General features: G+C 71.9%; 24 protein-coding genes and 3 tRNA genes. 14 read left to right on the top strand and 13 right to left on the bottom strand.

Annotated elements, in window-relative coordinates:
• The first annotated feature begins 52 nt into the window (after nt 1–52).
• From ACFYZE_RS01295 to ACFYZE_RS01285, 3 genes are all read left to right on the top strand, one after another.
• Nucleotides 53–1,693, top strand: a complete 1,641-nt coding sequence (locus ACFYZE_RS01295; protein ID WP_388986711.1) for a pyridoxal phosphate-dependent aminotransferase — start codon at nt 53–55, stop codon at nt 1,691–1,693.
• A gap of 390 nt (nt 1,694–2,083) precedes the next feature.
• Complete coding sequence (locus tag ACFYZE_RS01290) at nt 2,084–2,803, top strand: LysM peptidoglycan-binding domain-containing protein (protein WP_388986708.1); 720 nt, start codon at nt 2,084–2,086, stop codon at nt 2,801–2,803.
• A 199-nt stretch (nt 2,804–3,002) separates the two neighbouring features.
• Nucleotides 3,003–4,586: a substrate-binding domain-containing protein gene (locus ACFYZE_RS01285; RefSeq protein WP_388986706.1), complete on the top strand. Its 1,584-nt coding sequence runs from the start codon at nt 3,003–3,005 to the stop codon at nt 4,584–4,586.
• Between the two features lie 19 nt (nt 4,587–4,605).
• On the opposite strand, the gene ACFYZE_RS01280 is transcribed toward ACFYZE_RS01285, so the two are convergent.
• A complete protein-coding gene (locus ACFYZE_RS01280; RefSeq protein WP_388986703.1) occupies nt 4,606–5,064 on the bottom strand; it encodes an RrF2 family transcriptional regulator in 459 nt (152 codons plus the stop codon).
• Nucleotides 5,065–5,103: 39 nt separating this feature from the next.
• Between ACFYZE_RS01280 and ACFYZE_RS01275 the strand changes: the two genes are divergently transcribed.
• Nucleotides 5,104–8,100, top strand: coding sequence for a beta-galactosidase (locus ACFYZE_RS01275; RefSeq protein WP_388986701.1), 2,997 nt, complete (start codon nt 5,104–5,106; stop codon nt 8,098–8,100).
• Nucleotides 8,101–8,133: 33 nt separating this feature from the next.
• On the opposite strand, the gene ACFYZE_RS01270 is transcribed toward ACFYZE_RS01275, so the two are convergent.
• Together ACFYZE_RS01270 and ACFYZE_RS01265 are read right to left on the bottom strand one after the other, a co-directional pair.
• On the bottom strand, nt 8,134–8,979 hold the full coding sequence (locus ACFYZE_RS01270) for an SMP-30/gluconolactonase/LRE family protein (RefSeq protein ID WP_388986698.1): 846 nt from the start codon (nt 8,977–8,979) through the stop codon (nt 8,134–8,136).
• Nucleotides 8,976–9,749: an IclR family transcriptional regulator gene (locus tag ACFYZE_RS01265; RefSeq protein ID WP_388986695.1), complete on the bottom strand. Its 774-nt coding sequence runs from the start codon at nt 9,747–9,749 to the stop codon at nt 8,976–8,978. Before ACFYZE_RS01265 ends, ACFYZE_RS01270 begins: the two co-directional genes overlap by 4 nt.
• Before the next feature lie 125 nt (nt 9,750–9,874).
• Here ACFYZE_RS01265 and ACFYZE_RS01260 point away from each other — a divergent pair, with 125 nt between their 5' ends.
• The gene (locus tag ACFYZE_RS01260) at nt 9,875–10,462 is read left to right on the top strand and encodes a hypothetical protein (protein ID WP_388986692.1); all 588 of its coding nucleotides are present in this window, start codon (nt 9,875–9,877) and stop codon (nt 10,460–10,462) included.
• On the opposite strand, the gene ACFYZE_RS01255 is transcribed toward ACFYZE_RS01260, so the two are convergent.
• Nucleotides 10,446–11,315: a RimK family alpha-L-glutamate ligase gene (locus tag ACFYZE_RS01255; protein WP_388986690.1), complete on the bottom strand. Its 870-nt coding sequence runs from the start codon at nt 11,313–11,315 to the stop codon at nt 10,446–10,448. The two genes, ACFYZE_RS01260 and ACFYZE_RS01255, sit on opposite strands and share 17 nt — an antisense overlap.
• A gap of 294 nt (nt 11,316–11,609) precedes the next feature.
• On the opposite strand from ACFYZE_RS01255, the gene ACFYZE_RS01250 reads away from it, so the two are divergent.
• From ACFYZE_RS01250 to ACFYZE_RS01230, 5 genes are all read left to right on the top strand, one after another.
• Nucleotides 11,610–13,058, top strand: coding sequence for an acyl-CoA synthetase (locus ACFYZE_RS01250; RefSeq protein WP_388986687.1), 1,449 nt, complete (start codon nt 11,610–11,612; stop codon nt 13,056–13,058).
• Entirely contained in the window at nt 13,051–14,394 is a 1,344-nt protein-coding gene (locus ACFYZE_RS01245) for a carboxyl transferase domain-containing protein (protein WP_388986684.1), read from the top strand. The genes ACFYZE_RS01250 and ACFYZE_RS01245 overlap by 8 nt, the downstream gene beginning before the upstream one ends.
• A 156-nt stretch (nt 14,395–14,550) precedes the next feature.
• A complete protein-coding gene (locus tag ACFYZE_RS01240; protein ID WP_103838219.1) occupies nt 14,551–15,588 on the top strand; it encodes a rod shape-determining protein in 1,038 nt (345 codons plus the stop codon).
• 107 nt (nt 15,589–15,695) lie between these two features.
• Nucleotides 15,696–16,124, top strand: a complete 429-nt coding sequence (locus ACFYZE_RS01235; RefSeq protein ID WP_388986681.1) for a DUF6153 family protein — start codon at nt 15,696–15,698, stop codon at nt 16,122–16,124.
• A 105-nt stretch (nt 16,125–16,229) separates the two neighbouring features.
• The gene (locus ACFYZE_RS01230) at nt 16,230–16,922 is read left to right on the top strand and encodes a DUF305 domain-containing protein (RefSeq protein WP_388986678.1); all 693 of its coding nucleotides are present in this window, start codon (nt 16,230–16,232) and stop codon (nt 16,920–16,922) included.
• Nucleotides 16,923–17,062: 140 nt separating this feature from the next.
• Here ACFYZE_RS01230 and ACFYZE_RS01225 read toward each other — a convergent pair whose 3' ends face one another.
• Complete coding sequence (locus tag ACFYZE_RS01225) at nt 17,063–17,914, bottom strand: helix-turn-helix domain-containing protein (RefSeq protein ID WP_388986675.1); 852 nt, start codon at nt 17,912–17,914, stop codon at nt 17,063–17,065.
• A gap of 113 nt (nt 17,915–18,027) precedes the next feature.
• On the opposite strand from ACFYZE_RS01225, the gene ACFYZE_RS01220 reads away from it, so the two are divergent.
• On the top strand, nt 18,028–18,621 hold the full coding sequence (locus ACFYZE_RS01220; RefSeq protein ID WP_388986672.1) for an NADPH-dependent FMN reductase: 594 nt from the start codon (nt 18,028–18,030) through the stop codon (nt 18,619–18,621).
• A 78-nt stretch (nt 18,622–18,699) separates the two neighbouring features.
• On the opposite strand, the gene ACFYZE_RS01215 is transcribed toward ACFYZE_RS01220, so the two are convergent.
• The 3 genes from ACFYZE_RS01215 to ACFYZE_RS01205 form a co-directional block, all read right to left on the bottom strand.
• Entirely contained in the window at nt 18,700–18,918 is a 219-nt protein-coding gene (locus tag ACFYZE_RS01215; protein ID WP_200417233.1) for a class IIb bacteriocin, lactobin A/cerein 7B family, read from the bottom strand.
• A 573-nt stretch (nt 18,919–19,491) separates the two neighbouring features.
• Complete coding sequence (locus ACFYZE_RS01210) at nt 19,492–20,388, bottom strand: hypothetical protein (protein ID WP_388986669.1); 897 nt, start codon at nt 20,386–20,388, stop codon at nt 19,492–19,494.
• A 12-nt stretch (nt 20,389–20,400) separates the two neighbouring features.
• On the bottom strand, nt 20,401–20,760 hold the full coding sequence (locus ACFYZE_RS01205; protein ID WP_388986666.1) for a hypothetical protein: 360 nt from the start codon (nt 20,758–20,760) through the stop codon (nt 20,401–20,403).
• A 119-nt stretch (nt 20,761–20,879) separates the two neighbouring features.
• Between ACFYZE_RS01205 and ACFYZE_RS01200 the strand changes: the two genes are divergently transcribed.
• Both ACFYZE_RS01200 and ACFYZE_RS01195 read left to right on the top strand, forming a co-directional pair.
• Nucleotides 20,880–23,840, top strand: coding sequence for a BTAD domain-containing putative transcriptional regulator (locus ACFYZE_RS01200; protein WP_388986663.1), 2,961 nt, complete (start codon nt 20,880–20,882; stop codon nt 23,838–23,840).
• 25 nt (nt 23,841–23,865) lie between these two features.
• On the top strand, nt 23,866–24,114 hold the full coding sequence (locus tag ACFYZE_RS01195) for a WYL domain-containing protein (RefSeq protein ID WP_388986660.1): 249 nt from the start codon (nt 23,866–23,868) through the stop codon (nt 24,112–24,114).
• A gap of 110 nt (nt 24,115–24,224) precedes the next feature.
• Here the strand turns inward: ACFYZE_RS01195 and ACFYZE_RS01190 are convergent, their stop codons facing one another.
• The 5 genes from ACFYZE_RS01190 to ACFYZE_RS01170 all read right to left on the bottom strand — a co-directional run bounded on the left by ACFYZE_RS01190 (nt 24,225) and on the right by ACFYZE_RS01170 (nt 25,565).
• The gene (locus ACFYZE_RS01190) at nt 24,225–24,632 is read right to left on the bottom strand and encodes a PIN domain nuclease (protein WP_388986657.1); all 408 of its coding nucleotides are present in this window, start codon (nt 24,630–24,632) and stop codon (nt 24,225–24,227) included.
• Nucleotides 24,629–24,862: a type II toxin-antitoxin system VapB family antitoxin gene (locus ACFYZE_RS01185; protein WP_388987904.1), complete on the bottom strand. Its 234-nt coding sequence runs from the start codon at nt 24,860–24,862 to the stop codon at nt 24,629–24,631. The genes ACFYZE_RS01190 and ACFYZE_RS01185 overlap by 4 nt, the downstream gene beginning before the upstream one ends.
• A 298-nt stretch (nt 24,863–25,160) precedes the next feature.
• Nucleotides 25,161–25,237, bottom strand: a tRNA-Ile gene (locus tag ACFYZE_RS01180).
• 177 nt (nt 25,238–25,414) lie between these two features.
• Nucleotides 25,415–25,487: transfer RNA gene (locus ACFYZE_RS01175), tRNA-Asn, on the bottom strand.
• A gap of 5 nt (nt 25,488–25,492) precedes the next feature.
• Nucleotides 25,493–25,565: transfer RNA gene (locus ACFYZE_RS01170), tRNA-Asn, on the bottom strand.
• A 164-nt stretch (nt 25,566–25,729) separates the two neighbouring features.
• On the opposite strand from ACFYZE_RS01170, the gene ACFYZE_RS01165 reads away from it, so the two are divergent.
• The gene (locus ACFYZE_RS01165; RefSeq protein WP_388986654.1) at nt 25,730–26,035 is read left to right on the top strand and encodes a YtxH domain-containing protein; all 306 of its coding nucleotides are present in this window, start codon (nt 25,730–25,732) and stop codon (nt 26,033–26,035) included.
• The last annotated feature ends 113 nt before the right edge of the window (nt 26,036–26,148 follow it).

The raw sequence follows: 26,148 nt of genomic DNA, 5'->3' as shown, positions 1-26,148 counted from the left end.
AGTGGGTGGCCCGTGCTCCCCCGCACGGGCCACCCATCGTACGGAGGTTGCCTTGGCAGACAACGTCACCTCGCTGTTCCGCAGCTCCGCGGCGCACAGCCCCTCGATGGCGGCGCTGACGCGGGAGAGCGACGGAGTCGGCCCGGTGGACTTCTGCATCCCCTGCAACCCGTACTTCCCCACGCCCGCCATGTTCGAGGAGATGGCGGGCAAGCTGCGTGAGATCCTCACCTACTACCCGAGCGGCGCGGAGACGATCACGGCCGAGCTGTGCGGTCTGCTCCAGCTGCCGCCGCAGTGCGTCGCCATGGGCAACGGCTCCACCGAGCTGATCACCTGGATCGACCACCTGCTGGTCCGCGAGTCCCTGGCCGTCCCCGTCCCCACCTTCGGCCGCTGGACCGACCAGCCCATGGAGACCGGCAAGCGGGTCGACATGTTCCCGCTCCAGGAGTCCAGCGGCTTCTCCCTGGACCTCATCCAGTACGGCGAGTTCATCCGCAAGCGGGGCACCCGGGTCGCCGTCGTCTGCAACCCGAACAACCCCGACGGCGGCTACCAGTACAAGCACGCCCTGGTGCAGTTCCTGGACCAGATGGCCGACCTCGACCTGGTCGTCGTGGACGAGTCCTTCCTGGAGTTCGCGGACGCCGAGGCCGACCCCAGCGTCGTGCAGGAGGCGATGCTGCGGCCCAACGTCGTCGTGCTGCGCAGCCTCGGCAAGAACTTCGGCCTGCACGGCATCCGCTTCGGCTACCTGGTCGCCAACCCGTCGCTCGCGGGCCGGATCCGCTCCATGCTGCCGAAGTGGAACGTCAACTCCTTCGCCGAGCACGTGGTCTTCATGCTCAAGGAGCACGGTGCGGAGTACCAGCAGAGCCTGCAGCAGGTGCGCCGCGACCGTCTGGAGATGGCCAGCCACCTCTCGGCGCTGCCCGGTCTGACGGTCTACCCGTCCCAGGGCAACTTCCTGTTCGTGCGCCTGCCCGTGGGTGCCGAGGGCACCGTGGTCCGCGACCGGCTGCTCACCGAGCACCGGATCCTGGTCCGCGAGTGCGGCAACAAGATCGGCTCCTCCAGCCGCTTCCTGCGACTCGTGGTGCGCCCGCAGGTGGACGTGCGTCGCCTGGCGTCCGCCCTGGAACAGGTGCTCTACGGGTCCAGGAGGGGAGCCGCCGTGCCCGAGCTGAGCCAAGGGACCGGCTACAGCTCGGGCACGGCGGCGGTGGACCGCCTGGTCAGCCAGACCAACGGGGCTGGGGTGCGGGGGCTCGCCTCCCAGGCCGCGGGGTCTGCTCAAGGGCTCCCGGCCGCCGCGCCGCTCCCAGCCCCGCAGCCGGCCGCCGGCGGGACGCCGATGCCTGCGGCAGCTCAGGCCGCTCCCCTGCCGCAGGCGCCCGCGCCACTGCTTACGCCCGCAGCCGCACCGGCTCCGGCCCCGCTGCCGGCCCCCGCACCCGCTCCGTTCCCCGCACCCGCTCCGTTCCCCGCGCCCGCCCCGGTCCCCGCCCCTGCCGCGGCGACCGGCCCCACCCCGCCGGGCGTCCCCGCACGCGGCGGTCTGACCGCCGCCCAGGTGCGCGGCGTGACCGCGCCCGCCCCCGGCATCCCCGGCCTGGCGCCGGCCCCGGCCACCGGCTGGCCCAGCCCGCCGGCCTGGCCGAACGCGGCGGGGATGGGGCAGGCGGGGTAGGGCCGCGGCGCAGATGCCGTCCGGGTGGCGCAAAAGCCACCAACTTATTACTTGATGTCCGATTTACTCCCATAAATACCGCGGCATCACCAAGCAACTGTTTCGCCCATTGAACGGCCCACCTTAAATGCCGTTCGAAACCCGAGTGACGCAATTCACTTACGATGGGCCTTAGTGTTTTACCCTGTCCTTAACTCCCCGACTTTGCGGACATGGCCCAACCCGAGGCACGGGCGGCAACTAGCCTGCTTAGTAAAAACAGTAATTGTCGAGTTATTCCCGGCGGCTAAGAATGTTCCCGCCGCAGCGCACCGCAAACGAAATGCGGTGCTGTTTGTCGAGGGAACCGGCAACTGCGGGCAATGCAATCCACGGACCAAGGACCGCACCATGCCCAAACACGCCTTCAACCGCTCGCGCCGGGCGCGCCGGTTCTCCACCGGCGGCGCCGTCACCGTCTGCTCACTCACCCTGGCCTGCACGGCCGTACTCGGGACGGCCCAGGCCGCCCACGCCGCTCCGGCCGCCTCGGCCGTCGCGGCGACTCCGGCCACGTCCGCCGGCAAGACCACGTACGTCGTCCGGCTCGGCGACCACCTGGCCTCCATCGCACGGGCCCACAACGTGCCGGGCGGCTGGCAGGCCATCGCAGCGGCCAACAAGCTTTCGAGCCCCTACACCATCCGGCCGGGTCAGGTCCTGATTCTTCCCACCGGTTCTTCCTCGATCAAGAAAACCGTGTCCGCCCCGGCCACGAAAACCGTGCCGGCTTCCAGCGGCGTGATCTACGCCAACAACCTGGACGGCTGGATCAAGCACTCGCTTGCGGTCATGAAGCAGAACGGTATTCCGGGGTCCTACAACGGCATTTACCGCAATGTCATGCGCGAGTCCTCCGGCAACCCGAAGGCCATCAACCTCTGGGACTCCAACGCCGCGAAGGGCATCCCTTCGAAGGGTCTCCTCCAGGTGATCGACCCCACCTTCCGCGCCTACCACGTGCCGGGCACCTCGTGGAACATCTACGACCCGGTCGCCAACATCACCGCCGCGTGCAACTACGCCTACCACCGCTACGGCTCGATCGACAACGTCAACGGCCCCTACTGACGGGCCTGATCCGCGACTCGGGGTGGTGGCGCAGGGCAGCCACCACCCCGCCCGCGCCCAACGGGTGGAGAACGCCCGGTGTCCCGGGATGACATGCCAGTGAATTCACCATAGAAGACGACCTTTCCCCCTCCCCGTCACCTGCCCGTTCCGGCCACCATGACCTCCCCATCCACCTTGTGACGTAGGGGAGTTGGCCGTGAACGGCTTTCCCTGGGACACCACCCTGGCCGTCGTCGGTCTGGCCGTCTCCGGTGCCGCGGCTCTGTGGGAGTTCGTCGTCGGCAGCCGGAAACTCCTCGGCTACCGCGTGCAGATGGACACGACCGCCCAGGACGCGGCCGCCGCGCCGTACGCGGGAGTGCTGCGGCAGATGCAGCACAACGGCACGTCCCTGCACGACCCGTCGTTCGTCCTGCTGCGCATCGAGAACAGCGGCCGGGCCCCCATCGTCGAGGACGACTACCTGGCGCCCGACGGCGCCCGGGCCGGCATCCAGGTCACGTTCCGGGGCCGCCGGGTCGTCGGCATGGTCGTCACCGAGCTCAGCCGCAGCGAGCTGCGCAGCTTCTTCGTCCCCTCCGGCGACGGCCGGGGCACCCCGCAGCCGGTGCCGGGCCTCGGGGTCAGCGACGGGCTCATCGAACTGCCCAAGGTGAAGCTGAACCGCCGCGACCACTACAAGGTGCTGGCGGTGCTGGAACGCGAGGCGGGCTTCACAGAGCAGACGTTCCCCGACCCGGAGGTGGTCGGCGGCATCGTGGGCGGGGTCCGCCGCGGCAGGATGCGGAAGACCGAGTACTACCCGTTCGCCGCCAAGCCGGTCCGGGTGCTGCTCGTCCTCCTGGTCCTGGTGCTCATCGGGGAGTCCCTCTTCATGCTCCTGCGCAGCGACCCGAAGCCCGCGCCGCTGGACTGCGCCAAGGGCACGCTCACCCTGTCCGGGTCCACCGCGTTCGCGCCGGTTCTGCGGGAGGCCGCGCGGCAGTACGAGAAGACGTGCCCCGACGCGCACATCCCCATCTCCGACGACACCTTCAAGGGCAGCGTCCCCGGGCTCAACGCCCTGGAGGCAGCAGGGAGGCAGGAAGAGCCGAAGGGGGGCCAGGGCCTCGGCGACCGTCTGGCGTTCAGCGACGGACCCAAGAGCGGGACGGGCCACCCGCAACTGCTGCCCCGTCCTGTGGCCCTCTCCCTCTTCACTCTGGTCGTCAACCCGGACGCGGGCGTGAAGGACCTGCCGCTGAAGCAGATCAGGGACATCTACGCCGGCAAGATAACCAACTGGAAGCAGGTCAACGGCAACGACGTGCCCATTCACCTCGTGAGCCGCTACCCCGGTTCCGGCACCCGCACCACCCTCGAACTCCGCGTCCTCGGCAACCAGCGGCTGCCGGGCGTCACTGCGAGCGACTGCGCCGCCATGGACACCGCCAAGCCGGGCCGCTGCGAGGTGGGCGACACCCAGACCCTCCTGGACGCCGTGGCCTCGACCCCGGGCGCCCTGGGCCACAGCGAGGTCGGCGCGGCCACGGCCCACGTAGGCATCCAGCCCGTCCGCATCGACGGCTACCCGGCCACGCTGGAGGGCGTCGACGGCGGCGCCTACCCGTACTGGCAGACCGAGTACGCCTACACCTACGGCGAGCCGCCCGCCGACTCCCTCGCCGCGGGCTTCCTGCGCTACCTCTCCGACGAGGTCGGCAAGGACATCATCCGCTCCCACGGCGACCGCCCCTGCGCGGAACTGGCCAAACCGCTGCTGTGCCGGCCGAGTGGGTAGCCCGCCTCGGCGCCAGGTCTCAGGGGTTCTCCCACGACGCCGGTTCCGCGGCCAGGCGGCGGACCGGTTCCGGGAGGGCGTCCGTCGCGATGTCGGCGAGCGTGACGCCCTCCAGGACCTTGCGTACGTTCGCCCGCAGGGCGATCCACAGGGGCAGGAGCGGCTGCGCCGAGCCCGTGTAGGTCAGGCCCGTGGGCCGCTCCCCCCGTACCGACACGATCGGGCCGTCCACCGCGCGGATGACGTCCGCCACGGTGATCGCGGACGGCTCCCGGGCCAGGGCGTAGCCGCCGGTTCCGCCGCGTCGGCTGGTGACCAGGCCCGCGCGGCGCAGATCGCCCAGGATGCCCTCCAGGAACTTGTGCGGGATGCCCTGCGCGGCCGCGACCGTCTCCGCCTTCACCGGGGCCGCGCCCTCGCGCACGGCCAGCTCCAGCGCCGCCCGTACCGCGTAATCCGCCCGTGCCGAGATCCTCATGCGGCCATTCTGATGCCTGCCACGGGTGACAATCCCGACGTGGTGATGAGCAGACGTACATTCCATATGATCACCGGCACCGCCGCGCTCGGTCTGGCGCTCGGCGGCAGCGGTGAGGAGAGCGCCGCCGTGAGCGCCCCGACCGGGCCGCCCCCGGATCCGCCGCGGGCGGACGGACGGGCACACTCCGTCGGCTTCGACCGGTACTCGATGCTCGTCGACGGCCGGCGGGTCGTGCTGTGGTCGGGCGAGATGCACCCGTTCCGGCTGCCCAGCCCGTCGCTGTGGCGGGATGTGCTGCAGAAGATGCGCGGCCACGGGTACAACACCGTCAGCGTCTACGTCGCGTGGAACTTCCACTCCCCCGCCCCCGGCCACCATGACTTCACGGGCGTCCGCGACCTGGACCTGTTCCTGCGTACCGCCGCCGAGACCGGTCTGTACGTGATCCTGCGCCCGGGCCCCTACATCAACGCCGAGGTCGACGCGGGCGGCTTCCCGGGCTGGCTGACCGCGACGCCGGGCACGGCCCGCACCTCCGATCCGGCGTATCTGGGTCACGTCGACGAGTGGCTGACGGCCGTCGACGGGATCGCCGTACGGCACCTGTACACGGGCGGCGGCGGCACGATCGTCCTCTACCAGCTCGAGAACGAGTACGCCAACCACGTCACCGAGGCCGCCGGCCGCGACTACATGGCCCACCTGTACGACAAGGTCCGCGCCGACGGCATCGATGTTCCGCTCTTCCACAACGACAAGGGCCGCAACGGCTACTGGGCGCCCGGCACGTTCGACACCGGCGGGGAGCGGGGGCGCTGGCTGTACGGCTTCGACGGGTATCCCTCGCCGTTGCGCCCGCCGCCGGACTGGGGGTACTTCGGGCCTGGCGGGACGAAGGGCGGGTCCACCGCGAGTCCTGACACGCCGGGTTTCCTGGCCGAGTTCGGGGGCGGCTGGTTCGACCCGTGGGGCGGGGCCGAGTTCGGCGGGAAGGGATACGCGGAGTCGCGCCGCACCCGGGACGCGGCGTACGAGCGGCGCTTCTACCTGACCAACCTCGCCAACGGCATCAAGATCCACAACGTGTACATGACGTTCGGCGGCACGTCGTGGGGGTGGCTGCCCGCGCCGGTCGTCTACACGTCGTACGACTACGGCGCCGCCCTCGACGAGGCCAGGCAGCCGACCGCCAAGCTGGTCCCGATGCACCAGATCGGGCACCTTCTGCACACCGTGCCGGACCTGGCCGAGCTGGACCGGGCGGCGGACGTCGACGTCGGCGGCGGCTCGGAGCTCAGGGCGTATCACCTGGTCAATCCGGACACCGGCGCGCACGTGTACGTGCTGCGCAACGACGCCTCCGGTGAGGCCGAGGCCGCGGTCCCCGTCGCCGGGACCACCGTCCGGGTGCCCGTGCCCGGCCTCGACGCCCGGCTGCTGGCCGCCGGGATCTCGCTCGGGCGGCGGACGCTGCGGTACTCCTCCGCGCAGCCCATGCTGCGGCTGGCCGTCGGGCGGCAGGACGTCGCCGTGTTCACGGGCCGTTCGGGCGAGGCGACGACGACCGTCCTGGACTGCGCGCGCGAGCCGAGGGTCACCGTGCTGGAGGGGGACGCGGCGCACACGTACGCTCAGGGCGCCCTGCGCCTGGACGTGCGGCTCGGCGGACTCGCCCGGGTGCTGGTGGAGGGCGGAGGCGTGGCACGTGCGCTGCTGCTCCTCCTCGCGGACGACGAGACGTCCGTACGGCTATGGCCCCACCACACGGCGTCGGGGCCGTTCCTGGTGCACGGGCCCGCTCTGCTGCGCACCGCCGAGCGTCGCGGCACCACCGCACGGCTCACCGGCGACACGGTCGACGACGCGGATCTGGAGGTGTGGGCGCCGCCCGGGGTGACCGAGGTCGTGTGGAACGGGGCTCCCGTGCCCGCGCGCGGCACCCCGTCCGGCAGTCTGCGCGCCATCCGGCGGCTGCCGGGCGCGGCACCGGTCCGGCTGCCCGCGCTGACCGGGTGGCGCCGGAGGGCGGAGAACCCCGAGGCCGCCGTCGACTTCGACGACTCGGCGTGGCGGACCGCCGACCGGACGACGTCGTACGCCACGACTCCTGTGCCGGCCGGACAGCCCGTTCTCTTCGCCGACGACTACGGCTTCCACTACGGGGACGTCTGGTACCGGGGCCGTTTCGAGGGTGCGGGGGGCGCCGGGTCCGTCTCGCTGGCGTACGTCACCGGCACCCAGGGGTTGCTGATGGCGTGGCTGGACGGGAAGCCGCTGGGCACCCACCGGATGCCCGTGCCGGACGCGAAGAGGGTGCGGCAGGGGACGTGGTCGGCCCAAGCGACGTTCCCCGTCGCGCCGGGTGATGGACCGCACGTGCTGTCCGTACTGGTCCGGCGCATGCAGCACGACGAGGACGGCGGGGCGAACGACAGCCACAAGGCGGGCCGGGGCCTGGTCTCCGTCGCCTTCGACGGGGCGTCGCCCGCGGTGCGCTGGCGGATCCAGGGCGAGGCGGCCCCGGACCCGGTGCGCGGCCCGCTGAACAACGGAGGGCTGTACGGGGAGCGGCACGGCTGGCATCTGCCCGGGTTCCCGGACGGCGACTGGGAGACGGTCCCGCTTCCGCGTGCCGAGCGGGGGCAGGGCGTGGTCTGGTACCGGACGCGGTTCCGGTTGGCCGTCGGTCCCGGCACGGACGCGTCCATCGGGCTCACCCTGACGGACGATCCGGCGCGTGCCTACCGGGCGCAGATCTTCCTCAACGGCTGGAACATGGGCCAGTACATCAACGACGTGGGCCCCCAGCACACCTTCGTCCTGCCCAACGGCGTGCTGGACACCCGGGGCCCGAACACGCTCGCGCTGGCGGTCCTCGCCGACGGGACCACCCCGTCGGGGCCGGGCGCCGTGGAACTGACGCTGCTGGGACGGGCGGCCGGCGGAGTCCCGGTGACGATGGTGGACTCCCCCGGCTTTGCGACCCGGAAAGACCGTTCACTCCGGGAACGGTCCAGGGCCTCCACCCGGTGATGACCGGGCGGAGGCCCTGAGCGGTACGAGGGCTCAGCCGGCGAACGCGGGCTGCGCCAGGCCCTTTCCGGCGCCGGGGACGACGAGGAGCGAACCCGAGAGCGGGTGCGGGGCCTCCAGGCCCGTGCGGGCGGTGGTGATGTACAGGTCGGCCAGGTCCGCGCCGCCGAACGCGCATGCGGTGGGGCGTTGGACGGGCAGTTCCAGTACGCGGTCCAGGTCCCCGGAGGGGGTGTAGCGGTGGATCGCGCCGCCGTCCCACAGGGCGACCCACACGCAGCCGTCGGCGTCGACGGTCAGCCCGTCGGGGAAGCCGCGGTCGACGTGGGCGAGGGCGCGCCCGCCCACCGGCAGCCCGTCGTCGCCGACGTCGAAGACGTCGATGCGGCGGGTCGGCGAGTCGATGTAGTACATCAGCCGGCCGTCGGGGCTCCAGCCGGTGCCGTTGCTCACGGCGACGTCGTCGAGGACGGTGCGGACGGTGCCGTCGCCGGTGATCCGGGACAGGGTGCCGCCGCCCGGCGCCTCGTCGTAGCGCATGGTGCCCGCCCACAGGGAGCCGTCGGGAGCGACGGCCGCGTCGTTGCCGCGGCGGCCGGGGACCGGCTCGTGGTGCAGCCAGCGGAAGGTGCCGTCGGTGTCGCGCAGGCCCACGCCGTCGCGGAGGTTGAGCACCAGGCCGCCGCCGGAGCGCGGCTTGGCGGCGCCCACGTGCTGCTCGGTGGTCATGACCGTGCGGCGCCCGGAGGCGGGGTCGTACGTGTGCACCCGCGATCGCAGGATGTCGACCCAGATCAGCCGACCGCCGTCGGCGTCCCAGGTAGGGCCCTCGCCGAGGGCCGCCTCCTCGCGTACGGCGAGCTCGTGCCCCGTCGTCATACGACGCTCCGGTGGCCGAGCCGCTCGGAGAGTTCCGCGGCGCCCTTCGCGGCGAGCTGTTCCAGCTCGGCGAGGCGCTCGTCGCTCCAGCGGATCATGGGCACCGAGATGGACAGCGCGGCGACGACCTGCCCGGTGCGGTCGCGCACGGGGGCGGCGACGCAGCTGACGTCGGGGTTGGACTCGCGGCTCTCCACGGCGATGCCGCGGGCGCGGATCCGGGCCAGGGCCTCGCGCAGGGCCGCCGGGTCGGTGATGCTGTTGGGAGTCATCGCGACGAGCTCGGCGTCGTCCGGGACACGGGCGGCGAGTTCCGGCTCGGGCAGGGACGCGAGGAGCATCTTGCCGACGGAGGTGCAGTGGGCGGGGAGCCGGCGCCCGGCCGCCGACACCATGCGCACGGCGTGCGTGGAGTCGACCTTGGCGATGTAGATGACGTCGGTGCCCTCGAGGATGGCCACATGGACGGTCTCGTCGCACGTCTCGGCCACGGACCGGGCGACCTGCAGTCCCTCGGCGGCGAGGTCGAGCTGCTCGGCGTAGCGGCTGCCGAGCTGGTACGGGCGGACGCCGAGGCGGTAGCGTCCCGGCTGTCCCTGCACCGGCACGATGTACGAGCGCGCGGCGAGCGTGGTGACGAGCTCGTGCACGGTGGTGCGCGGCAGCTGGAGCTTGCGCACGATGTCGGGGGCGGACAGCGTGCCGTCCCCGTCGAGGAAGAGCTCCAGGATGTCGAGAGCCCGGGTGACGGCAGGTACGAGGCGTCCCACGATCGGCCCCCTCTCCATGTTCGAAATTTCAACTGGCGATCGGCATGACGAACACAGGCTAGTCATAGTGCGCTGGGGCGGCAATGGTCGTGCGGGGTGCGGGATTCGGCGGGTGGTCAGCGAGGATGGAGGGCATGCCGTCCGCCTTCACGCCCCGCGACTTCCAGCTGGTCCTGCTGCGCCGCATGGCCGACCACAATCCGGACCTGGTGGAGGACGCCCGCCACGAGCTGGGCGTCTCGATCGCGGACATGCGCGAGGCCAACAAGCGCTGGCAGGCGATGGTCCGCTCACCGCGCTCCCGCTCGGCCCTCTCCCGCTACCGATCGGTCCTGGGCGAGCCCGAGTCGACGACTCCCCGCCGCATCGGCGACCTGGACTGCGACGCCCTGCTGTGGCCGGTCCCACTCTGGCCCGACCTGCGCTTCGAGGTCCTGGTGGCGCCGAACGGGGTGGTGTGGAACGAGTGGCTGGTACGGGCACCGGGCGCGCCGTCCCCGCCGCTGAAGACCCTGGAGGACCTGGCCCCCTGGTCCTGCACGGTCGACGAGGCGGCCCGCGCCTTCGCCCCCGCCCGCCCCTTGGAGGGCACGGCCCCGACCCGCTGGGGCCTGGCCTTCACGGCGCCGGACGCGCGGGGCGTACGCCACCAGGTCGCCGCGGAGTTCACCTGGGGGCTGTTGCAGCGGGTGGGTGTCAGCGGGCAGCGCTGAGGATCGCGTCCACAACCACGGGCAGGGACCCGGTGTGGAGGTCGAGGAACAGGTTCGGCTCGACGAGCTCCAGCTCCATCACGCACGGCTGCCCGTCCGCCCCGTCCACCAGGTCGACGCGGGCGTAGAGGAGGTCGGCCGTGCCCGGTACGGCGGCCAGGGCGCGCTCGGCGGTGGCGAGTTCGGCCGTCGTCGGGGTCCAGGGCTCCAGGCCGGGGTGGGCCACCTTCTTCTCGTCGTACGGGGTGCCGGGCGCCAGGACGGCGCCCTTCCGGCTGGCGTGCAGCAGCCGCCCGCCGAAGAACTGCACCGCACGCTCCCCGCTCACGTCGATGCCCTTCACATAGGGCTGCACCATCGCCGTGAGCCCCTCGTCGTGCAGACGGGCGAGCTGCCGTACGGCTGTGTCGTGCTCCCCGGGCGTGTACCGGGCGGCGAACCGGGCGCCCGCGCCCGAGGTGGGCTTGATGACGTATTCGTGGTCGCCGGGCAGGTCGGCGGGGTCGCCGGGGGCGATGTACCGCGTGGGGACGGTGGGGACGCCCGCCGCGGCCAGGTCCCCGAGGTACCGCTTGTCGGTGTTCCAGCGCACGACGTCCGCGGGATTGGCCAGCCGCGTGGCCTTCCCGCACCGCTCCGCCCAGGCGGTGAACTCCGCCGCCCGCCAGCTGTAGTCCCACGTGGACCGGATCACGGCCAGGTCGTATCCCGCCCAGTCGACGTCCGTGTCGTCCCAGTACACGGCGTCGGCCTCGGCCCCCGCCGCCCGCAACTCCCGTACGAGCACCGGGAGGTCACGGTCGAGACTGACCTCCGGCCCGGGGCGGCAGGTGACGAGTGCGACTCGGGCCACGGCTGGGCTCCTGTTCGTAGGACGAATGCTCCGCGACGGTTCTCCGCGCAGGCTAACAACAGGGCGTGGAACCGGGCACGGGCCGTTGACCTTCATTTGGTGAGGCCCCGGCATCGGTGGCGCAACGGACGAGGAACGCCGGAAGGGCGGGGTGCGGCGTGGAGACGCTGACGATCCGGGCGTTCGCCGGCGGAGGAGGTGGAGGCCGCATGGCGGGCGGGGCTGTGCGGCACGATGGGTCCGTGGGTCCCGTCCGCACGTCCGCCTTTCCGCCTCGACGCAAGGAGTGTCCGCGTGTCCTCACTCTTTCCGACACTGTCCGACCCCTCGGCCGGGCGGCGGCCCGCCCTGCGGTTCGGGGAGCGGGGTCTGACCTATGCGGAGCTGGCCTCGGCGGCGGGTGCGCTCGCCGGGCGGCTCGGCGGATCGGGGAGGGTGGCCGTGTGGGCCACGCCCTCCCTGGAGACCGCCGTCGCCGCGGTCGCCGCGCTGAGTGCCGGTGTGCCCTTCGTCCCGCTCAACCCGAAGTCCGGGGAGCGTGAGCTCGGGCACATCCTGGCGGACAGCGCGCCGTCGCTGGTGCTCGCCGGGCCGGGCGTCGAACTGCCCGGCCCGGTCGGCGCACTGGAGCGCCTCGACGTCGATGTGCGCGGCTCCGGGACTCTCCCGGAGGACGAGGCCGGCGAGGAGGATCCCGCCCTCGTCGTCTACACCTCCGGCACCACCGGCCCGCCCAAGGGCGCCGTCATCCCCCGCCGTGCCGTCGCCACCACCCTCGACGCGCTCGCGGACGCCTGGCAGTGGACCGGCGACGACGTGCTCGTGCACGGGCTGCCGTTGTTCCATGTGCACGGGCTGGTCCTCGGCATCCTCGGGCCGCTGCGGCGCGGCGGGTCCGTGCGGCACCTGGGACGGTTCAGTACGGACGGTGTGGCGCGGGAGCTCGGCGAGGGCGCGACCATGCTGTTCGGTGTGCCGACGATGTACCACCGCATCGCCGAGGCCCTGCCCGCCGACCCCGAGCTGGCCAAGGCGCTCGCCGGGGCCAGGCTGCTGGTCTCCGGGTCCGCCGCGCTGCCGGTGCACGACCACGAGCGGATCGCCACCGCGACCGGCCGCAGGGTCGTCGAGCGCTACGGCATGACCGAGACGCTGATGAACACCAGCGTGCGGGTGGACGGGGAGGCGCGCGCGGGGACGGTGGGGGTTCCGCTGCCGGGTGTGGAGTTGCGGCTCGTCGAGGAGGACGGATCCGTCATCGCCGCCTGCGACGGGGAGAGCGTCGGGGAGATCCAGGTGCGCGGGCCGAACCTGTTCACCGAGTACCTCAACCGGCCCGACGCCACCGCCGCCGCGTTCAGCCCGGACGGCTGGTTCCGCACCGGGGACATGGCGGTGCGCGAACCCGACGGGTACGTGCGGATCGTGGGGCGCAAGGCGACCGATCTCATCAAGAGCGGCGGCTACAAGATCGGGGCCGGGGAGATCGAGAACGCGCTTCTCGAGCACCCGGGTGTCCGGGAGGCCGCCGTCGCCGGGGAGCCCGACGACGACCTGGGCGAGCGGATCGTCGCCTGGGTGGTGCCCACGGACCCCGCGGCGCCGCCCGGTGCCGACGAGCTGGCCGACCACGTGGCCCGCCGGCTCGCCCCGCACAAGCGTCCGCGCGTGGTGCGGTACCTGGACGCCCTGCCCCGCAACGACATGGGGAAGATCCTGAAGCGGGCCCTGCGGGATGCCTGAGCGCCTGTCCGCCCGGGACGCCCTCGCCCTGCTCACCGACGACTTCGCGGAACTCCCCTCTCCCGCGCGCGACGGGCAGCCGGACGGTCCGTTGGCCTGGCCCGGCTACGACGCCTCCCGCGCCCGCGCCGCCGCGCGCACCGGCGAGGAGGAGTCCGTCGTCTGCGGGCACGCCACCGTCGGCGGCACCCCGGTCGTGCTGATCGCGTTCGAGTTCGGCTTCCTCGGCGGCTCCCTGGGCGAACGCACCGGGGACCGGCTGGAAGCTGCCCACGTCCACGCCCGTGAGCGGCGGCTGCCGGTGGTCTCGCTGGTCGCGACGGGCGGCAGCCGGATGCAGGAGGGAATGCTCGCGCTGACCCAGTTGCAGCGCGTGTCCCGCCAGTCCGCGCTCACCCGCGCGGCCGGCCTGCCCCAGCTCGCGGTGTTGCGGGACCCGACGACGGGCGGCGGCTGGGCCACGCTGGGCGCGGGCGCCGACGTGGTGCTGGCCCTGCCGGGCGCCCAGGTCGGCTTCGCGGGCTCCCGGGTGCGCCCACCGGACGTCGACCCGGCGGCGTACACCGCTCGGGCGCAGCTCGCGGCGGGCACCGTCGACGCGGTCGTACGGCCCGGAGAGCTGCGCGAGACGCTGGGCCGGTGGCTGGCGCTGCTGACGGCGTCCTCCACCGAGCCCGATCCGGCGCCCGTGCCCGGCGCGCTCGGCCGGGCGGACCTCCCGGCCACCGGCTGGGACGCGGTGCGGCGCGCCCGTGCCCCGGAGCGCCCCCGCGCGCACGCCTACCTGGACGCCTACTTCACCCGCCGGGCGGCCATCAGCGGCGACCGGTGCGGCGGCACCGACCCGGACGGCATGCTGTGCGGCTTCGGCACCCACGACGGCCGGACCGTCGCCTACGCCGCCCAGACCGGCGCGGCGACCCGGCCCGCCGGATACCGTACGGCCGCCCGGCTGATCCGGCTGGCGGACCGGCTGTCCCTGCCGGTGCTGACGCTGGTGGACACACCGGGCGCCGCCAACGACGCCGAGGCCGAACGGCAGGGGGCGGGCGCCGCGATCGCGGACCTGTTCGCCGCGGTCGCCACCGCCCGTACACCGATCACCACGCTGGTCATCGGCGAGGGCGGCTCGGGCGGCGCCCTCGCGCTCGCCGCGCCCGGCAACACGTGGGTCACGCCGGACAGCTACTTCTCCGTCATCGCCCCGGAGCTCGCCGCCGCGATACTCAAGCGCCCGCCGGAGCAGGTGCGCAAGACGGCGGACCAGCTCCGGGTCCGGCCCCAGGACCTGGTCGACCTGGGAGTGGTACGGGGGATCGCCGGCGCCGCTACGTAACGAGCGGACCCCGGACAAGGTTCCCCTGCGCGACGCGCCCAGGACCACCCGCCCGGCCCACCCCGAGGGGCGCCGGCCCGCGTCACGGCAGAGGATGCGGAGAAGAGGCCCGCCGCCCGGCGGCCCGCCCGCGGTCCGTTCTCGGGAGGTACCGCCATGACCGTCAGCCTGGACCAGCTGCGCCGCTGCCACTTCGCCGTCGACCTGGGCGCGGCGAGGACCCGCGTCTACGTCAAGGGCGCGGGTCTGGTGGTGGACCAGCCCAGTGCGGCGGCCGTGAACACCCGCACGGGTGCGCTGATCGCGGTCGGTGAGTTCGCCGAGAAGATGACGGGCCGCACGCCCTCGTACATCCGCGTCGTACGACCCGTCTCCGGCGGCACCGTCGTCGACATCGAGATGGCCCAGCGCATGCTCCGCCATCTGCTCGGCGAGAAGCTCCGCCGCAGCCTGCGCCGCAAGCCCCGGCTGCGGGCCGCCGCCTGCACCCCGCACGACGCGGACCCGCTGGCCCAGCGCGCTGCCGTCGAGACGCTGGTCGGGCTGGGGGCGCGCAGGGTGGAGCTGGTGGACACGCTCGTGGCGGCGGCCGTGGGGTGCGGACTGCCCGTCGAGCAGCCCGAAGCCTCCATGATCATGGTGTGCGGGGCCGCCGCCACGCAGATCGCGGTGCTGTCGCTGGGGAACATCGTGACCGCCGAGCGCATCCCGGTGGGCGGCGAGGCCGTCGATCACGCCATAGTGCAACACCTGCGGCACGAGCACGCCTTGATGCTGCCGAGCCAGTCCGTACGGCCGCTGCGGCTCGCCCTGTGCGCGGGCGGGTTCACCTCGGACGGGCCCGCCTCCACCGAGATCATGGGGCGGGACGTGGCGACCGGGCTCGCGCGCTCGGTGAAGGTCGACACGGCCGCCGTGCGGAACGCCATCCAGACCCCGCTGACCGCCGTCCTCGACGGTATCGGCAAGGTGCTGCGGGACTGCCCGCCCGATCTGGTGGCCGACCTCGCCGACCGCGGGATCATGATGGTCGGTGGCAGTGCGCTGCTGCCGGGGCTCGACGACATGCTGCGCCAGGCGACCGGCATGCCCGTGCACATCGCCGAACGGCCCGACATCTGCGCGGTGCAGGGCCTGGGCGCGATGCTGGAGGGCAGGATCCAGCCTCTGACGCTGGATCCGCTGGCGGCCTGAACCTCCGGTGGCGGCCGGATGGCGTCCGGGTGGTCTCCGCAGGGAGCGGCGGGCGGCGTCCGGGGGCTGCGCGGGGAGCGGCGGGCGGCGTCCGTACGATGGACGCCATGACGTCCGGCGTGTGCACCCGCTCCTCGCCGAGCCGTGCCCGCTGGGTGCTGCTGGTGATGGCGGTGCTGGCCGGGGTGCTGGCCATGCACGCGCTGTCGCCGTCCGGCACGCCGTCGGCGGGGCAGCACGTCATGGTGGGGGCGCCGGGTACGGCAGGGCATGAGGCCGCAGCCGCACCCGCTCACGCGGACGACTGCGCGTGCCGCCATCTGTCGAACGTCGGACACGGCGGGATGGCCATGGACCACTCCGGCGGCACCTGCGCGGCCGGTGGCACCGCCGCCTCCTACGTCCCGCCCGCCCTGCTGCCCGCGCTCACGGTCCCCGGGGAGTGCGCCGCGGCGTTCTCCGGTCACCCGGTCGCACGGACGGCCGACGGCCGGGCTCCGCCCGACCTGTCCGAACTACAGCTTCTGCGGATCTAGAGGCGCCCGCACGACACCTCCCCTCCGGGGTGGCGTGCTCCAGGCCGTCTCACGATCCGTTCTTCCCGCGCGTCTGCGCGGGTCTTCCAAGGAGCTGTACTTCTCATGGCATTTCGCCGTTCCCCGATCCGCCGTACCGCCGCGCTGCTCGCGGCCGCGACCGCCGCGGTGGTGCTGACCGCCTGCGGCGGCAGCGACTCCCCCTCCTCGCCCTCCTCCTCGTCCTCCGCCCCCTCGGGGCACGCCGGCCACGGCATGGGGTCGATGTCCCCGGCCGCCCCCTCGGGCGCCGCCTCCGCAGCGCAGGGCGGCCACAACGCGCAGGACGTGACGTTCGCGCAGGAGATGATCCCGCACCACCGCCAGGCCGTGGCCATGGCCGGCCTGGCCCCCTCGCGAGCCGCCTCCCAGGACGTCAAGGACCTCGCCGCGAGGATCCGGAAGGCACAGGACCCGGAGATCGCCACCATGTCGGGCTGGCTGAAGGCGTGGGGCGAGAAGGTGCCCGACGACAGCGGGTCCGGCATGGAGAGCATGCCGGGCATGGACCACTCCGGCTCGTCGATGCCCGGCATGATGTCGGACGGGGACATGAAGAAGCTTCAGGGCCTGTCGGGTGACGCCTTCGACAAGGCCTTCCTCCAGATGATGATCGGCCACCACGAGGGCGCGATCGCCATGGCCAGGACCGAGGGGGCCAAGGGCGCCTACGGTCCCGCGCAGACGATGGCGAAGTCGATCGTCACCTCGCAGTCCGCCGAGATCACCGAGATGAAGAAGATGCTCGGCGAGCGGTAGTCAGTAGGCAGTAGGCAGTAGGCAGTAGCGACTGGGCAGTAGGCCCAGGGCCGGTTCGGGGCAGCGGCGATACAGCCGCCGCCCCGGACCCGGTCGCCGCCCCGGACCCGGTCCCTTCGCACCCGGGCGACGGCGGAGTGTCAGGTGACGGCGCGGAGCCTGCCGTAGGACCGGTGGCCGAAGGACTCGTGGCGGAGCTGATCGACGCTCCGGGCGGTCTCCTCGTCCGCGGGCAGGTGAACGACCAGTTGCTGCGCGTCCGCGGAGAGTTCGAGCGTCTCCCGGTGGAACCGGAGCTCCTGTGCTGTGGGGTGGTTCAGTCGGAGCACACCGCGCTTCGGGACCATGTGCCGGTTCAAGCGCCGTGTGAAGTCGGGACCGGCGAGGGGCGCGAGTTCCGCGGTGAACCACTCGGAGTTCTCGACGGAGGGCCCGAGCCACAGGTCGAAGGCCTGCTGGTCCGCGATGTCGTCCCAGTCGGCGAAGAAGGTGCGGGCACGGGGGTCGGTGAACACATAGCGGGTGAGGTTGGGTGCGCCGGTCTCCAGCAACCCGGTTCCGTCCATCAGCCACGCGTAGCCGTCGGTGTGGGCGAGGACGTCGCCCAGACGGTTCGTCACCAGCGCGATCCCCGGCTCGAGGAGGCGCAGGGTCTCCAGCACGGACGGCCGCACCTCGCGCCGAGGCGGCGCCGGCCGGGTGTGGGCGACACACTCACCGCCGCTGATCTTCGCGAGGTAGCGCAGGTGGTTGCGCTCCGCGGGGTCGAGACTGAGGGCGTCCGCGAGCGCGTTCACCACCGCCACGGAGGGGTTTCGGTCGCGGCCCTGCTCGATACGGGTCAGGTACTCGACGCTGATGCCGGCCCGCGCGGCCACGTCCGTACGTCGCAGACCGGGTGAACGGCGACGGCCGTGATCCGGTATGCCCAACTCGTCCGGCTGGATACTGTCGCGCTTGGCCCGGACGAAGTCACCCAACGGTGTACCCATGCCGTGAGCATACGGTGACGTCTCGCCGGTCGTGGAGTGCTGAGGGTGGCCCTGCGGGGGCCAGCCTGAGCCCGGCCTGGTTGGGCTCGCCGCGGCGGCCGATGGTGGTGGGCATGGAGAACACGCACAAGCTGGTCATCATCGTTGGCAGCGTCCGGGAGGGCCGGTTCGGTCCCGTGGTGGCTTCATGGGTCGCCGATCAGGCCCGTGCGCACGGGGGATTCGACGTCGAGGTCATCGATCTGGCGGACGTCGAGGTCCCGTTGGCCCTGCCCGCCATGCCGCCGAAGTTCGCGGGCGACGACTACCCCCGTCCGGCCGGGATGGAGCCCCTGACGTCGGCACTCGAGGGCGCGGACGCGTTCGTCATCGTCACGCCGGAGTACAACCACAGCTATCCGGCCTCGCTGAAGGCGGCCATCGACTGGCATTTCACACACTGGACCGCCAAGCCGGTCGCGTTCGTGAGCTACGGCGGCGCGGCAGGTGGCCGGCATGCCGTACTGCATCTGGAGAACGTTCTGACCGAGTTGCACGCGGTGACGATCCGCGACGGCCTCGCCTTCCCGAACTACTTCACGGCGTGGCGGGACGGTCAGCCTCTCGACCCCGAGGCCCCCGGGTACGCCAAGACGTTGCTGGACCAACTCACCTGGTGGGCGGGTGCACTTCGGACGGCACGCGAAGCCGCCCCCTACCCGGCGTGAGCCGGTCGCAGCACGACAAGAAGAGGCCGCCCGCCCGCGCGAGGAGCGCGGGGCGGACGGCCGCCTTCGAGCCGGCGATCAGAAGGAGACGTTGACGCCGGCCTGGTGGTAGGCGCCGAGGGTGCCGACGGTGCCCAGGGCAACGCCCTCGACGGTGCCGACCTGAGCCAGGACGTCCGCGTCGCTGACGGTCGTCGGACCGACGGCCGCGCTGGCGTGCGGGGCCAGGCCGCCGGAGACGTTGTCGAGCTCGGCGTCGGACAGCTCGGCGGTGTGAACCTGGGGAGCGGAGTTCATGATCGAACTTCCCTTCGCATGTGTGTTCCACAAGGGGAGCGTCCCGCTGGGGACAGTGGCGGGCCGCGACCGCGGGCGTGCGGCATCCGTTACCGGCCACCCTTCGCACGACCCCGCGGCGCCAGAGATCAAAGCACGGAGTGCGTCGGCTATCCAATCAACCGGCGCTTGCACCAGGGCGGTTGACCGCTCAGGCCACGCATCCGTAAAGGCGCGCACACGAATTCGGGGCGGTTTCTCCACACGCTGCACTGAGTCGGCACGGGACCGGCGTTGCCCCAGTGATGCGGAACAAGACATTCCGCACCAATGGAACGCGCTCCGGCAGCCCGCCGTGGAGGTCCCTCGCATCTCGTGCCGCAGTTGCGCATTCGCGGTGCAGATTCACCGAACCCGGGGTGACCGACGGCCCGCCCCGCCGAAGAGGGGCCCGGCCCCGTCCGTGATCGGGCAGGCAGCGGCGTCCCGGGCGTCGACCATGGCCCCCGCGGAGCGGCGCACCGGACCATGAGGACACCGCACCTTGCGTCCCGCTGAACAGCGTAAAGGGGCCATCGTCGACTTGACGACACGTCACCGATTTGCCGGGTAGTTGTCCGGTCCCGCCGACACGCAACCCTGGTTGGACGCCGCCACCAGCCAGGGCAGGACGCCGTTGTCCTGCCGCAGGTCGATGTAGAGGGCCACCGTGCGGATCAGGTACCGGTGTTTCCAGCTCGTGTAGCCGAACTGGGTCGCCTGGAGCGCATCGGAGTCGCGGCAGACCGCGGAGCCGGTGCCCTCCAGCGGGCACCAGTAGGACCAGTCCCCGGTGGGGGTGTTCTTGAACTGCTGATAGGCACTGCCGGCGGTGCCCTTGTCGGCGAACGGGACAACCACCGCCGAGACCATGATGTTCCCACCCGCGTCGATGTACGAACCGGTGACGATGTCACCGCCCGAGCAGCCCAGGCGCGCGAGCGTGGCACGCACTTCGGCGCTGCGGCCCGCCTGGGCGCAGGAGTGCACACCCTGGCTGCGGCGCGTGTATTTCACGCCTTTGGAGTCCGTGAAAGAGGCCGCGAGCAGTGCCGAGGGGGTGGCCGGGGTGCCGTCGGTGGCCTCGTCGTCGAGCGTCGTGACGTCGAAGGCCGTGGGGCTCGGCGACTCGGAGACGGGTTCTTCGCTGTCCTCGGGGGTCGCTTCGGATTTCTGCTCGGAGGGGGCCGGGGAGTCGGTGGTCGGGGCGGACTCCGGCTTCCAGGACGACGACGCCTGCGAGAAGGGCGTCTCGGACGGCGACGCCTTCGACCGCGCGTCCTTGTCGTACACCGCGAACACGAGCGTCCCCACGGCGGCGACGGCCGTCACCAGCACCACGGTCAGCAGGGTCCGGGCGCCGACCACGATCCACTGGTTGTTCTGGGTGTTGTTGTCGCCGTTCAGCACGCCCTGGGCGCCGGAGGCGTTCACATCGAACTGCGAGGGCATGGATGAGTACCGTCAGTTGAACGTGTTGTTCTGAGTGCTGTGGTTGCCGTTCAGCACCCCCCGGGCGCCGCGCGCGTCCACGACGACGGCCCCGGACCGGCGTTCCACGCCGAGCAGGACGCGGCGGGAGGCGGCGAGGATCTCCTCGTCCCGCTCCAACCCCATGCCGGTGAGCACCTCGGTCAGCCGTCTCCCCCACGCGTCCGGGTCCGACTCATGCGCGTCCAGGACGCGTACGCCGTAATCCCCCTTACCGGCCAGCCGGTCGCGCAGCCGGGCGTACAGATCGCGGACGGCTTCGCGTGCCGCGTCCGTGAGCCCCGCCGAGGCTCCCGCGGCCAGGGCGGCGGCCACCAACTCCACTTCGGTCACCAGGACTCCCTTCGTTCCCCGCGATTCGCGGCGGCACACTGTCAGGTCTGCGACCATGGCAGGCGGCGATGTACTGGCGATGAAGCGCCGCTGGTGCGCGGGGCGGGGGTTCTGGGGTGGTGGACGGCGAAGCTCCTCAGCGGCTGCGGATCGAACTGCTCGGGCCGTTGCGGGCCTGGCGGGACGGCACACTCCTGGAGTTGGGATCGGTCAAGGCGCAGGCCCTCCTGGCCGCTCTGCTGCTCGGCCGATGGGGCAGGGCCGGCCACGAGCGGCTGCTCGACGCGGTGTGGGGCACGGAAGCACCCTTGTCCGGGCGCAATTTGCTGGCCATCTACGTCAAGCAACTGCGCAGCAGGCTCGACCCCGAGAACACGCCGCCCGCCGAATCGGTGATCCGCAGCGGACAGGGTTGGTACGGCTTCGTCGCCGGCACGGCCGTACTCGATGTGACGGACCTGGAGGAACGGGCCGTAGAGGCGCTGCGCACCAAGATGAACGGCGACCCGGCCACCGCCGCGGGCCAACTGGCCGCCGCGCTGGCCCTGTTCCGGGGCGAGCCGCTGGCCGGCCTGCCCGGTCCGTTCGCCGATGCCGAGCGGGACCGGCTGGCCAAGCGCCGGCGGGAGCTCAGGCTCGCCCGCCTGGAGTGCCTGATGCTGCTCGGCCGGTACGCGGACGCGCTGGACGACTTCGCCGCCCCCTCCACCGCCGATCTGCTCGATGAGTCGCTGGCTGCCTACCGCATGCGTGCCCTGTACGGCAGCGGACGCCAGGGCGAGGCGCTGCGCGTCTTCGAGGAGATGCGCGGGCGCCTGGAGGAGGAGCTGGGGGTGGATCCCGGGCCGGAACTGGCCGGGGTGCACCTGGCCGTGCTGCGCCGGGACGCCGGGTTGCTGCCGCGTGTCCGAGCCGCCGCCGACGAAGGGTCCCACGCCGGCCGTGCCGCCGACGAGCTGCCCCACGCTCACCGCACCGCCGACCACCCACCCCACCCCCGGCCCGCCGTCGAGCAACCGCCCCACGCCCGCCGTACTGTCAACCAATTGCCGGGCGACGCCGGGTATTTGATCGGCCGCAAGGATGCACTACGGCTGCTCACGGAGCCTTTTCCGCCGGAGTCGGTGGCCGTCCTGACCGTGGACGGCCCGGCCGGTGTCGGCAAGAGCGCCCTCGTCGTCCGCGCGGCCCGCGAAATCTGCACCGAGTACCCGGACGGCTGCCTCTTCGTCGACCTGCGCGCCCACAGCACCCAGCGGCGGCAGTCCCCGGAGCAGGCCCTGCACCGCCTGCTGCGCTCGCTCGGCGCGGCCAAAGGCGAGCTGCCGGCCGACCTCGACGAACTCACCGCCGCCTGGCGGACCGCGACGAGCGGGTTACGGCTGCTACTGGTCCTGGACGACGCCCTGGACGCCGATCAGGTACGGCCGTTGCTTCCGGCCGGGGCCGGCAGCAGGGTGCTGGTGGGAAGCCGGCGTCGGCTCACCGAACTCGACGCCGATCGCCGGATCACCCTGGAGCCCCTGACCAGCGCGGACGCGGTTGCCCTGCTCACCCATCTCATCGGCGCGGAGCGCGCGAACGACGACCTGGAGGCCGTGAACCGACTGGCCGAACTCTGCGACGGCCTGCCGCTGGCGCTGCGCATCGCCGGGTCGCGGCTGCAGAACCGACGGAGCTGGCCGGTGCGGGGGCAGGTGGACCGGATGGCGGGCGACGAGGGACGCATGGAGGAACTGACCGCCGGGAAGCGCAGTGTGGAGGCCAATTTTCTGCTGTCGTACGACCAGCATCTGACCCCTTCGCAGCAACGCGCCTTCCGCAACCTGGGGTTGGTGCCGACCGTCGAGTTCGACGCGCTGATGCCTGCGGCCATGCTCGGCCTGCCGGCCCGCGCGACCGAGCGGATCCTGGCGAGCCTGGTCGATGTGAGCCTGCTCCAGGAGCCACGGCCGGGCCGCTACCGGCTGCACGACCTGGTGCGGGTGTTCGCCCGCCGGGTCGCGGAAGGGGTACCGGAGGAGGCGGCCGCCGCGCGCCGCGCGGCGCTGCGAGTGGTCCTCGACGCGGCGCGGACCGCCAGTGACTGGGGCGCGGTGAGTTTCCCCACCGGACCCCGGCCCGCCGAGGCACTGTTCGAGGACTGGCGGGACGCGGAGGCCTGGCTGGACGCGGCAGGCGGCGAACTCCCCGATGTCGTCGGGAACGCGGTCGCCTACGGCGAGATCGACTTCGCCTGCTGGATCGCGGAGGCCCTGTGCGACTACTTCACCCGGCAGGGCCGCTATCACGAGTCGCAGGCGGCGCTGGAGATCGCGCTGGCGCGCGTGACGGAGAGCACCGACGACCGGATGGCCACGTCGCTCAGGGGCTGCCTGGCCTACACCGCCGTGTACCAGCGCCGGTATGCGCAGTCGCGTGCCCTGTTCACCGAGGGACTGCACCTCAGCCGGAGCCGCGACGACCGGCTCAATGAGTCCCGGGCGCTCGCCGGACTGGGAGCCGTCGACGTGAGTGCGGGCGAGGGCGACCTGGCGATCGTCCACGTCACCGCGGCACTGGACGTGTCCGGCCCCAGGAACGACCACTGGTTCAGCTGCATGTCCCTGCTCATTCTGGGCCGCGCCCACCAGTACGCGGGACGGGACGAAGAGGCGCTGGCCCACTACGCCGAAGCCCGTGTCCACGCCGAGGCGCTCGGCAGGCCGCACCAGCTCGGCAGGATCCTGAGCATCGCCGCCGACGGCCACCTCCGGCTCGGTCGGCACGGCGAGGCGAAGGCCCTGTTACGCCAGGCGCTCCACCTCGCCGAGCAGTCCGGGGACCTGTTCTTCTGCGCCCGCAGCCTGACCCGCCTCGGTACGGTCGAACAAGCCGAGGGAGACCTGCTGGCGGCCATAGCCTTCCACGGACTCGCCCTCCAGCGGTTCGAGTTGCTGTCCCGCGTTCCCGCACCCGGCCACGACTGGCTGGAAATGGACATCCGCACCCGCCTGGGCCACGCCTACATGGCGGCGGGCTGCCTCCGCGCGGCGCATGGCCAGTTCCAGCGGGTGGTGGATGTGGGCGACGCCCGCTGACCCGTGAGCCACCGGCGCGCGGGAGATGACTGGGTCGAGACCGAACGCGTCTGCGACCCAGCTCTCCCACGCCGATGTCCGTCAACGCGCCCACGCCGTCGACGACGGCACGGCGATCACCATCGAGTACGTCGCCACCACGGGCAGCCGCACGATCCGCACCGTCAGCGGCCTGGACCTCGACCCTCCGTATCTGTACACCTGGTGTCATCTACGCAATGCGGAGCGGGTCTTCACCCTGTCGCGGATCCACGGAGTGATGCCCCCGGCATAACGTCCGGGCGGCGGACCAGGGGGTGCGAGGCACCGCGCGAAGGGGCGTCCGCATGAGCACGATCTCGCACTGTGGTGGCCGGTGGGGCTCTGTCACAGCGGTCGCCGGCATCAGGCGCGCGCGTCCCGCTGCTGCACTTCCTTCAGGACCGCCGCCACAGTGGTGAAGTCGTTGTCCACATGGAGCACCGTGTGACCGTGGTGTACTGCAGTGGCACACACCAGGAGATCAATTGCCCCCGCGGAGCGATGCTGCCCCCGCTGCGTGAGTTTGTACTGCGCGGTGTCCACCCAGCGCCATGCGTTCTTCGGCACGGGCGAGAGCCGACACAGCGCATCCAACTCCTCGGCAAGCTCGTCGCGGTGAGCCGGGCCTGTGGCGGAGTAGAGGAACTCCGTCCTCGTGGGCTCACAGATATGGAACACGCCCGCGGCAATGTGCCCTTCCCACGGGCGGATCGCCCCTGGAGTGTGGAACAGATGCCACAGGGCAGAGGCGTCGAGCAGATACGTGATCACTCGAAGGCTGACTGCCGTGCGCGCTTGGCAGCGTCATGCGCGGCCGCCGCAGCCTCGAACTCACCCCGCTCGCCACGCGCAGCCAGCTTCTCGGCCGCCTCAAGCCGCTTGAGACGCGCCACGTAGTCCCGGAGAGCCGCGTTGACCGTGTCCTTCTTCGTAGTGGTGCCCATGAGACGCATGGCTTCGGCGAGTGCCTCATCGTCCAGGTCGATCTGCGTCACAGACATCTCCGCCACCACCCTGAAGTACGTGATGTACAAGACCATGGTACATCACCAACAAACGAGGAACGTGGCGCGCCCAGAGGAACGGTCCCCCTGCCAAGACAGGACGACACCGTTCACGCCACACCCAACCGACTGAAGCGGCACAGTGTGGACCATGACCCATATGTCGCCCGGACTGCGTCCACTACGTGTCCACTGGATCTTGGTCTGATCGAATGAACGAGGGCCGCCACTCTGGAGTGGCGACCCTCGTTCTCACGCTTCTGCAGGTAGAAACGGTCCTGCATCCACCTGCGACTGGTGGGGCGGGTGGGACTCGAACCCACGGCCGACGGATTATGAGTCCGCTGCTCTAACCGGCTGAGCTACCGCCCCGTCACGGCGCGTCGCGTACATGTGTGCGCGCCGTCTGCCGCAGCATAGCCGCTCATACGATCTCCTGCTTCGGATGGTCGTCTTGCGGCGGCCCTTCATGACCTTGAGGACTTCGCCGCGGACGCGGCGGTTCCCCCGGACATGAAAAAGGACCCCGAAGGGTCCTCGTTCAGCATGCTCCCCCGACTGGACTCGAACCAGTAACCTGCCGGTTAACAGCCGGCTGCTCTGCCAATTGAGCTACGGAGGACCGAGCTCCCCCGACTGGACTCGAACCAGTAACCTGCCGGTTAACAGCCGGCTGCTCTGCCAATTGAGCTACGGAGGAATGCCTCGTTGCATCGAACGTACCTCCCCGGGTAACCGCCAGGGGGCGCTCGCTCGCTGCGACACATACATTAGCGCAAGCAGGGGGGTGCTCCGCCAACCGGTACTCCCCGACACCGGCGCCCACGCAAGGGACGACGCAGACGCAAGGGAAGGATGGCCGCCATGCGCTATCGGCTCACGTTCGTCGCCGGGCTGGTCCTGGGCTATGTGCTGGGCACACGGGCCGGGCGCGAGCGTTACGAGCAGTTGAAGAAATCCGCCCGGCAGGTCGCGCAGAACCCTGCCGTGCGCAACACCGCCGAGACCGCCGCCCACCAGGGCCGCGAGATCGCCGGGAAGGCCCTTCACGCGGTGGGGTCCAAGGTGGGTGACCACATGCCCGACTCGGTCGCCGACCGTGTGCGCTCACTGCGTGAACGCGGCACGAACGGCAGCGGACCGGACGACTGGGGCACCAGCAACAGCTGACCCGGGGATCGGTGACGTGGGGGGGGGGGGGGGGGGGGGGGGGGGGGCGGCCCCCCCCCCCCCCCCCCCCCCCCCCCACCCCCACCCCCCCCCCCCCCCCCCCCCGCCGGGCC

It is taken from the genome of Streptomyces sp. NPDC001796 (assembly GCF_042892355.1).
Taxonomy (GTDB): domain Bacteria; phylum Actinomycetota; class Actinomycetes; order Streptomycetales; family Streptomycetaceae; genus Streptomyces.
Note: the sequence above shows the minus strand (reverse complement) of the source record. Positions and strands in the feature narration are given on the sequence as shown.

Bases quoted from the DNA above. Each gene is read 5' to 3' on its own strand.
- ACFYZE_RS01290 (WP_388986708.1), top strand. From the start codon at position 2,084: ATGCCCAAACACGCCTTCAACCGCTCGCGCCGGGCGCGCCGGTTCTCC.
- ACFYZE_RS01280 (WP_388986703.1), bottom strand. From the start codon at position 5,064: ATGAGGATCTCGGCACGGGCGGATTACGCGGTACGGGCGGCGCTGGAG.
- ACFYZE_RS01270 (WP_388986698.1), bottom strand. From the start codon at position 8,979: ATGACGACGGGGCACGAGCTCGCCGTACGCGAGGAGGCGGCCCTCGGC.
- ACFYZE_RS01260 (WP_388986692.1), top strand. From the start codon at position 9,875: ATGGAGGGCATGCCGTCCGCCTTCACGCCCCGCGACTTCCAGCTGGTC.
- ACFYZE_RS01245 (WP_388986684.1), top strand. From the start codon at position 13,051: ATGCCTGAGCGCCTGTCCGCCCGGGACGCCCTCGCCCTGCTCACCGAC.
- ACFYZE_RS01240 (WP_103838219.1), top strand. From the start codon at position 14,551: ATGACCGTCAGCCTGGACCAGCTGCGCCGCTGCCACTTCGCCGTCGAC.
- ACFYZE_RS01235 (WP_388986681.1), top strand. From the start codon at position 15,696: ATGACGTCCGGCGTGTGCACCCGCTCCTCGCCGAGCCGTGCCCGCTGG.
- ACFYZE_RS01230 (WP_388986678.1), top strand. From the start codon at position 16,230: ATGGCATTTCGCCGTTCCCCGATCCGCCGTACCGCCGCGCTGCTCGCG.
- ACFYZE_RS01225 (WP_388986675.1), bottom strand. From the start codon at position 17,914: ATGGGTACACCGTTGGGTGACTTCGTCCGGGCCAAGCGCGACAGTATC.
- ACFYZE_RS01220 (WP_388986672.1), top strand. From the start codon at position 18,028: ATGGAGAACACGCACAAGCTGGTCATCATCGTTGGCAGCGTCCGGGAG.
- ACFYZE_RS01215 (WP_200417233.1), bottom strand. From the start codon at position 18,918: ATGAACTCCGCTCCCCAGGTTCACACCGCCGAGCTGTCCGACGCCGAG.
- ACFYZE_RS01210 (WP_388986669.1), bottom strand. From the start codon at position 20,388: ATGCCCTCGCAGTTCGATGTGAACGCCTCCGGCGCCCAGGGCGTGCTG.
- ACFYZE_RS01195 (WP_388986660.1), top strand. From the start codon at position 23,866: ATGACTGGGTCGAGACCGAACGCGTCTGCGACCCAGCTCTCCCACGCC.
- ACFYZE_RS01185 (WP_388987904.1), bottom strand. From the start codon at position 24,862: ATGTCTGTGACGCAGATCGACCTGGACGATGAGGCACTCGCCGAAGCC.
- ACFYZE_RS01165 (WP_388986654.1), top strand. From the start codon at position 25,730: ATGCGCTATCGGCTCACGTTCGTCGCCGGGCTGGTCCTGGGCTATGTG.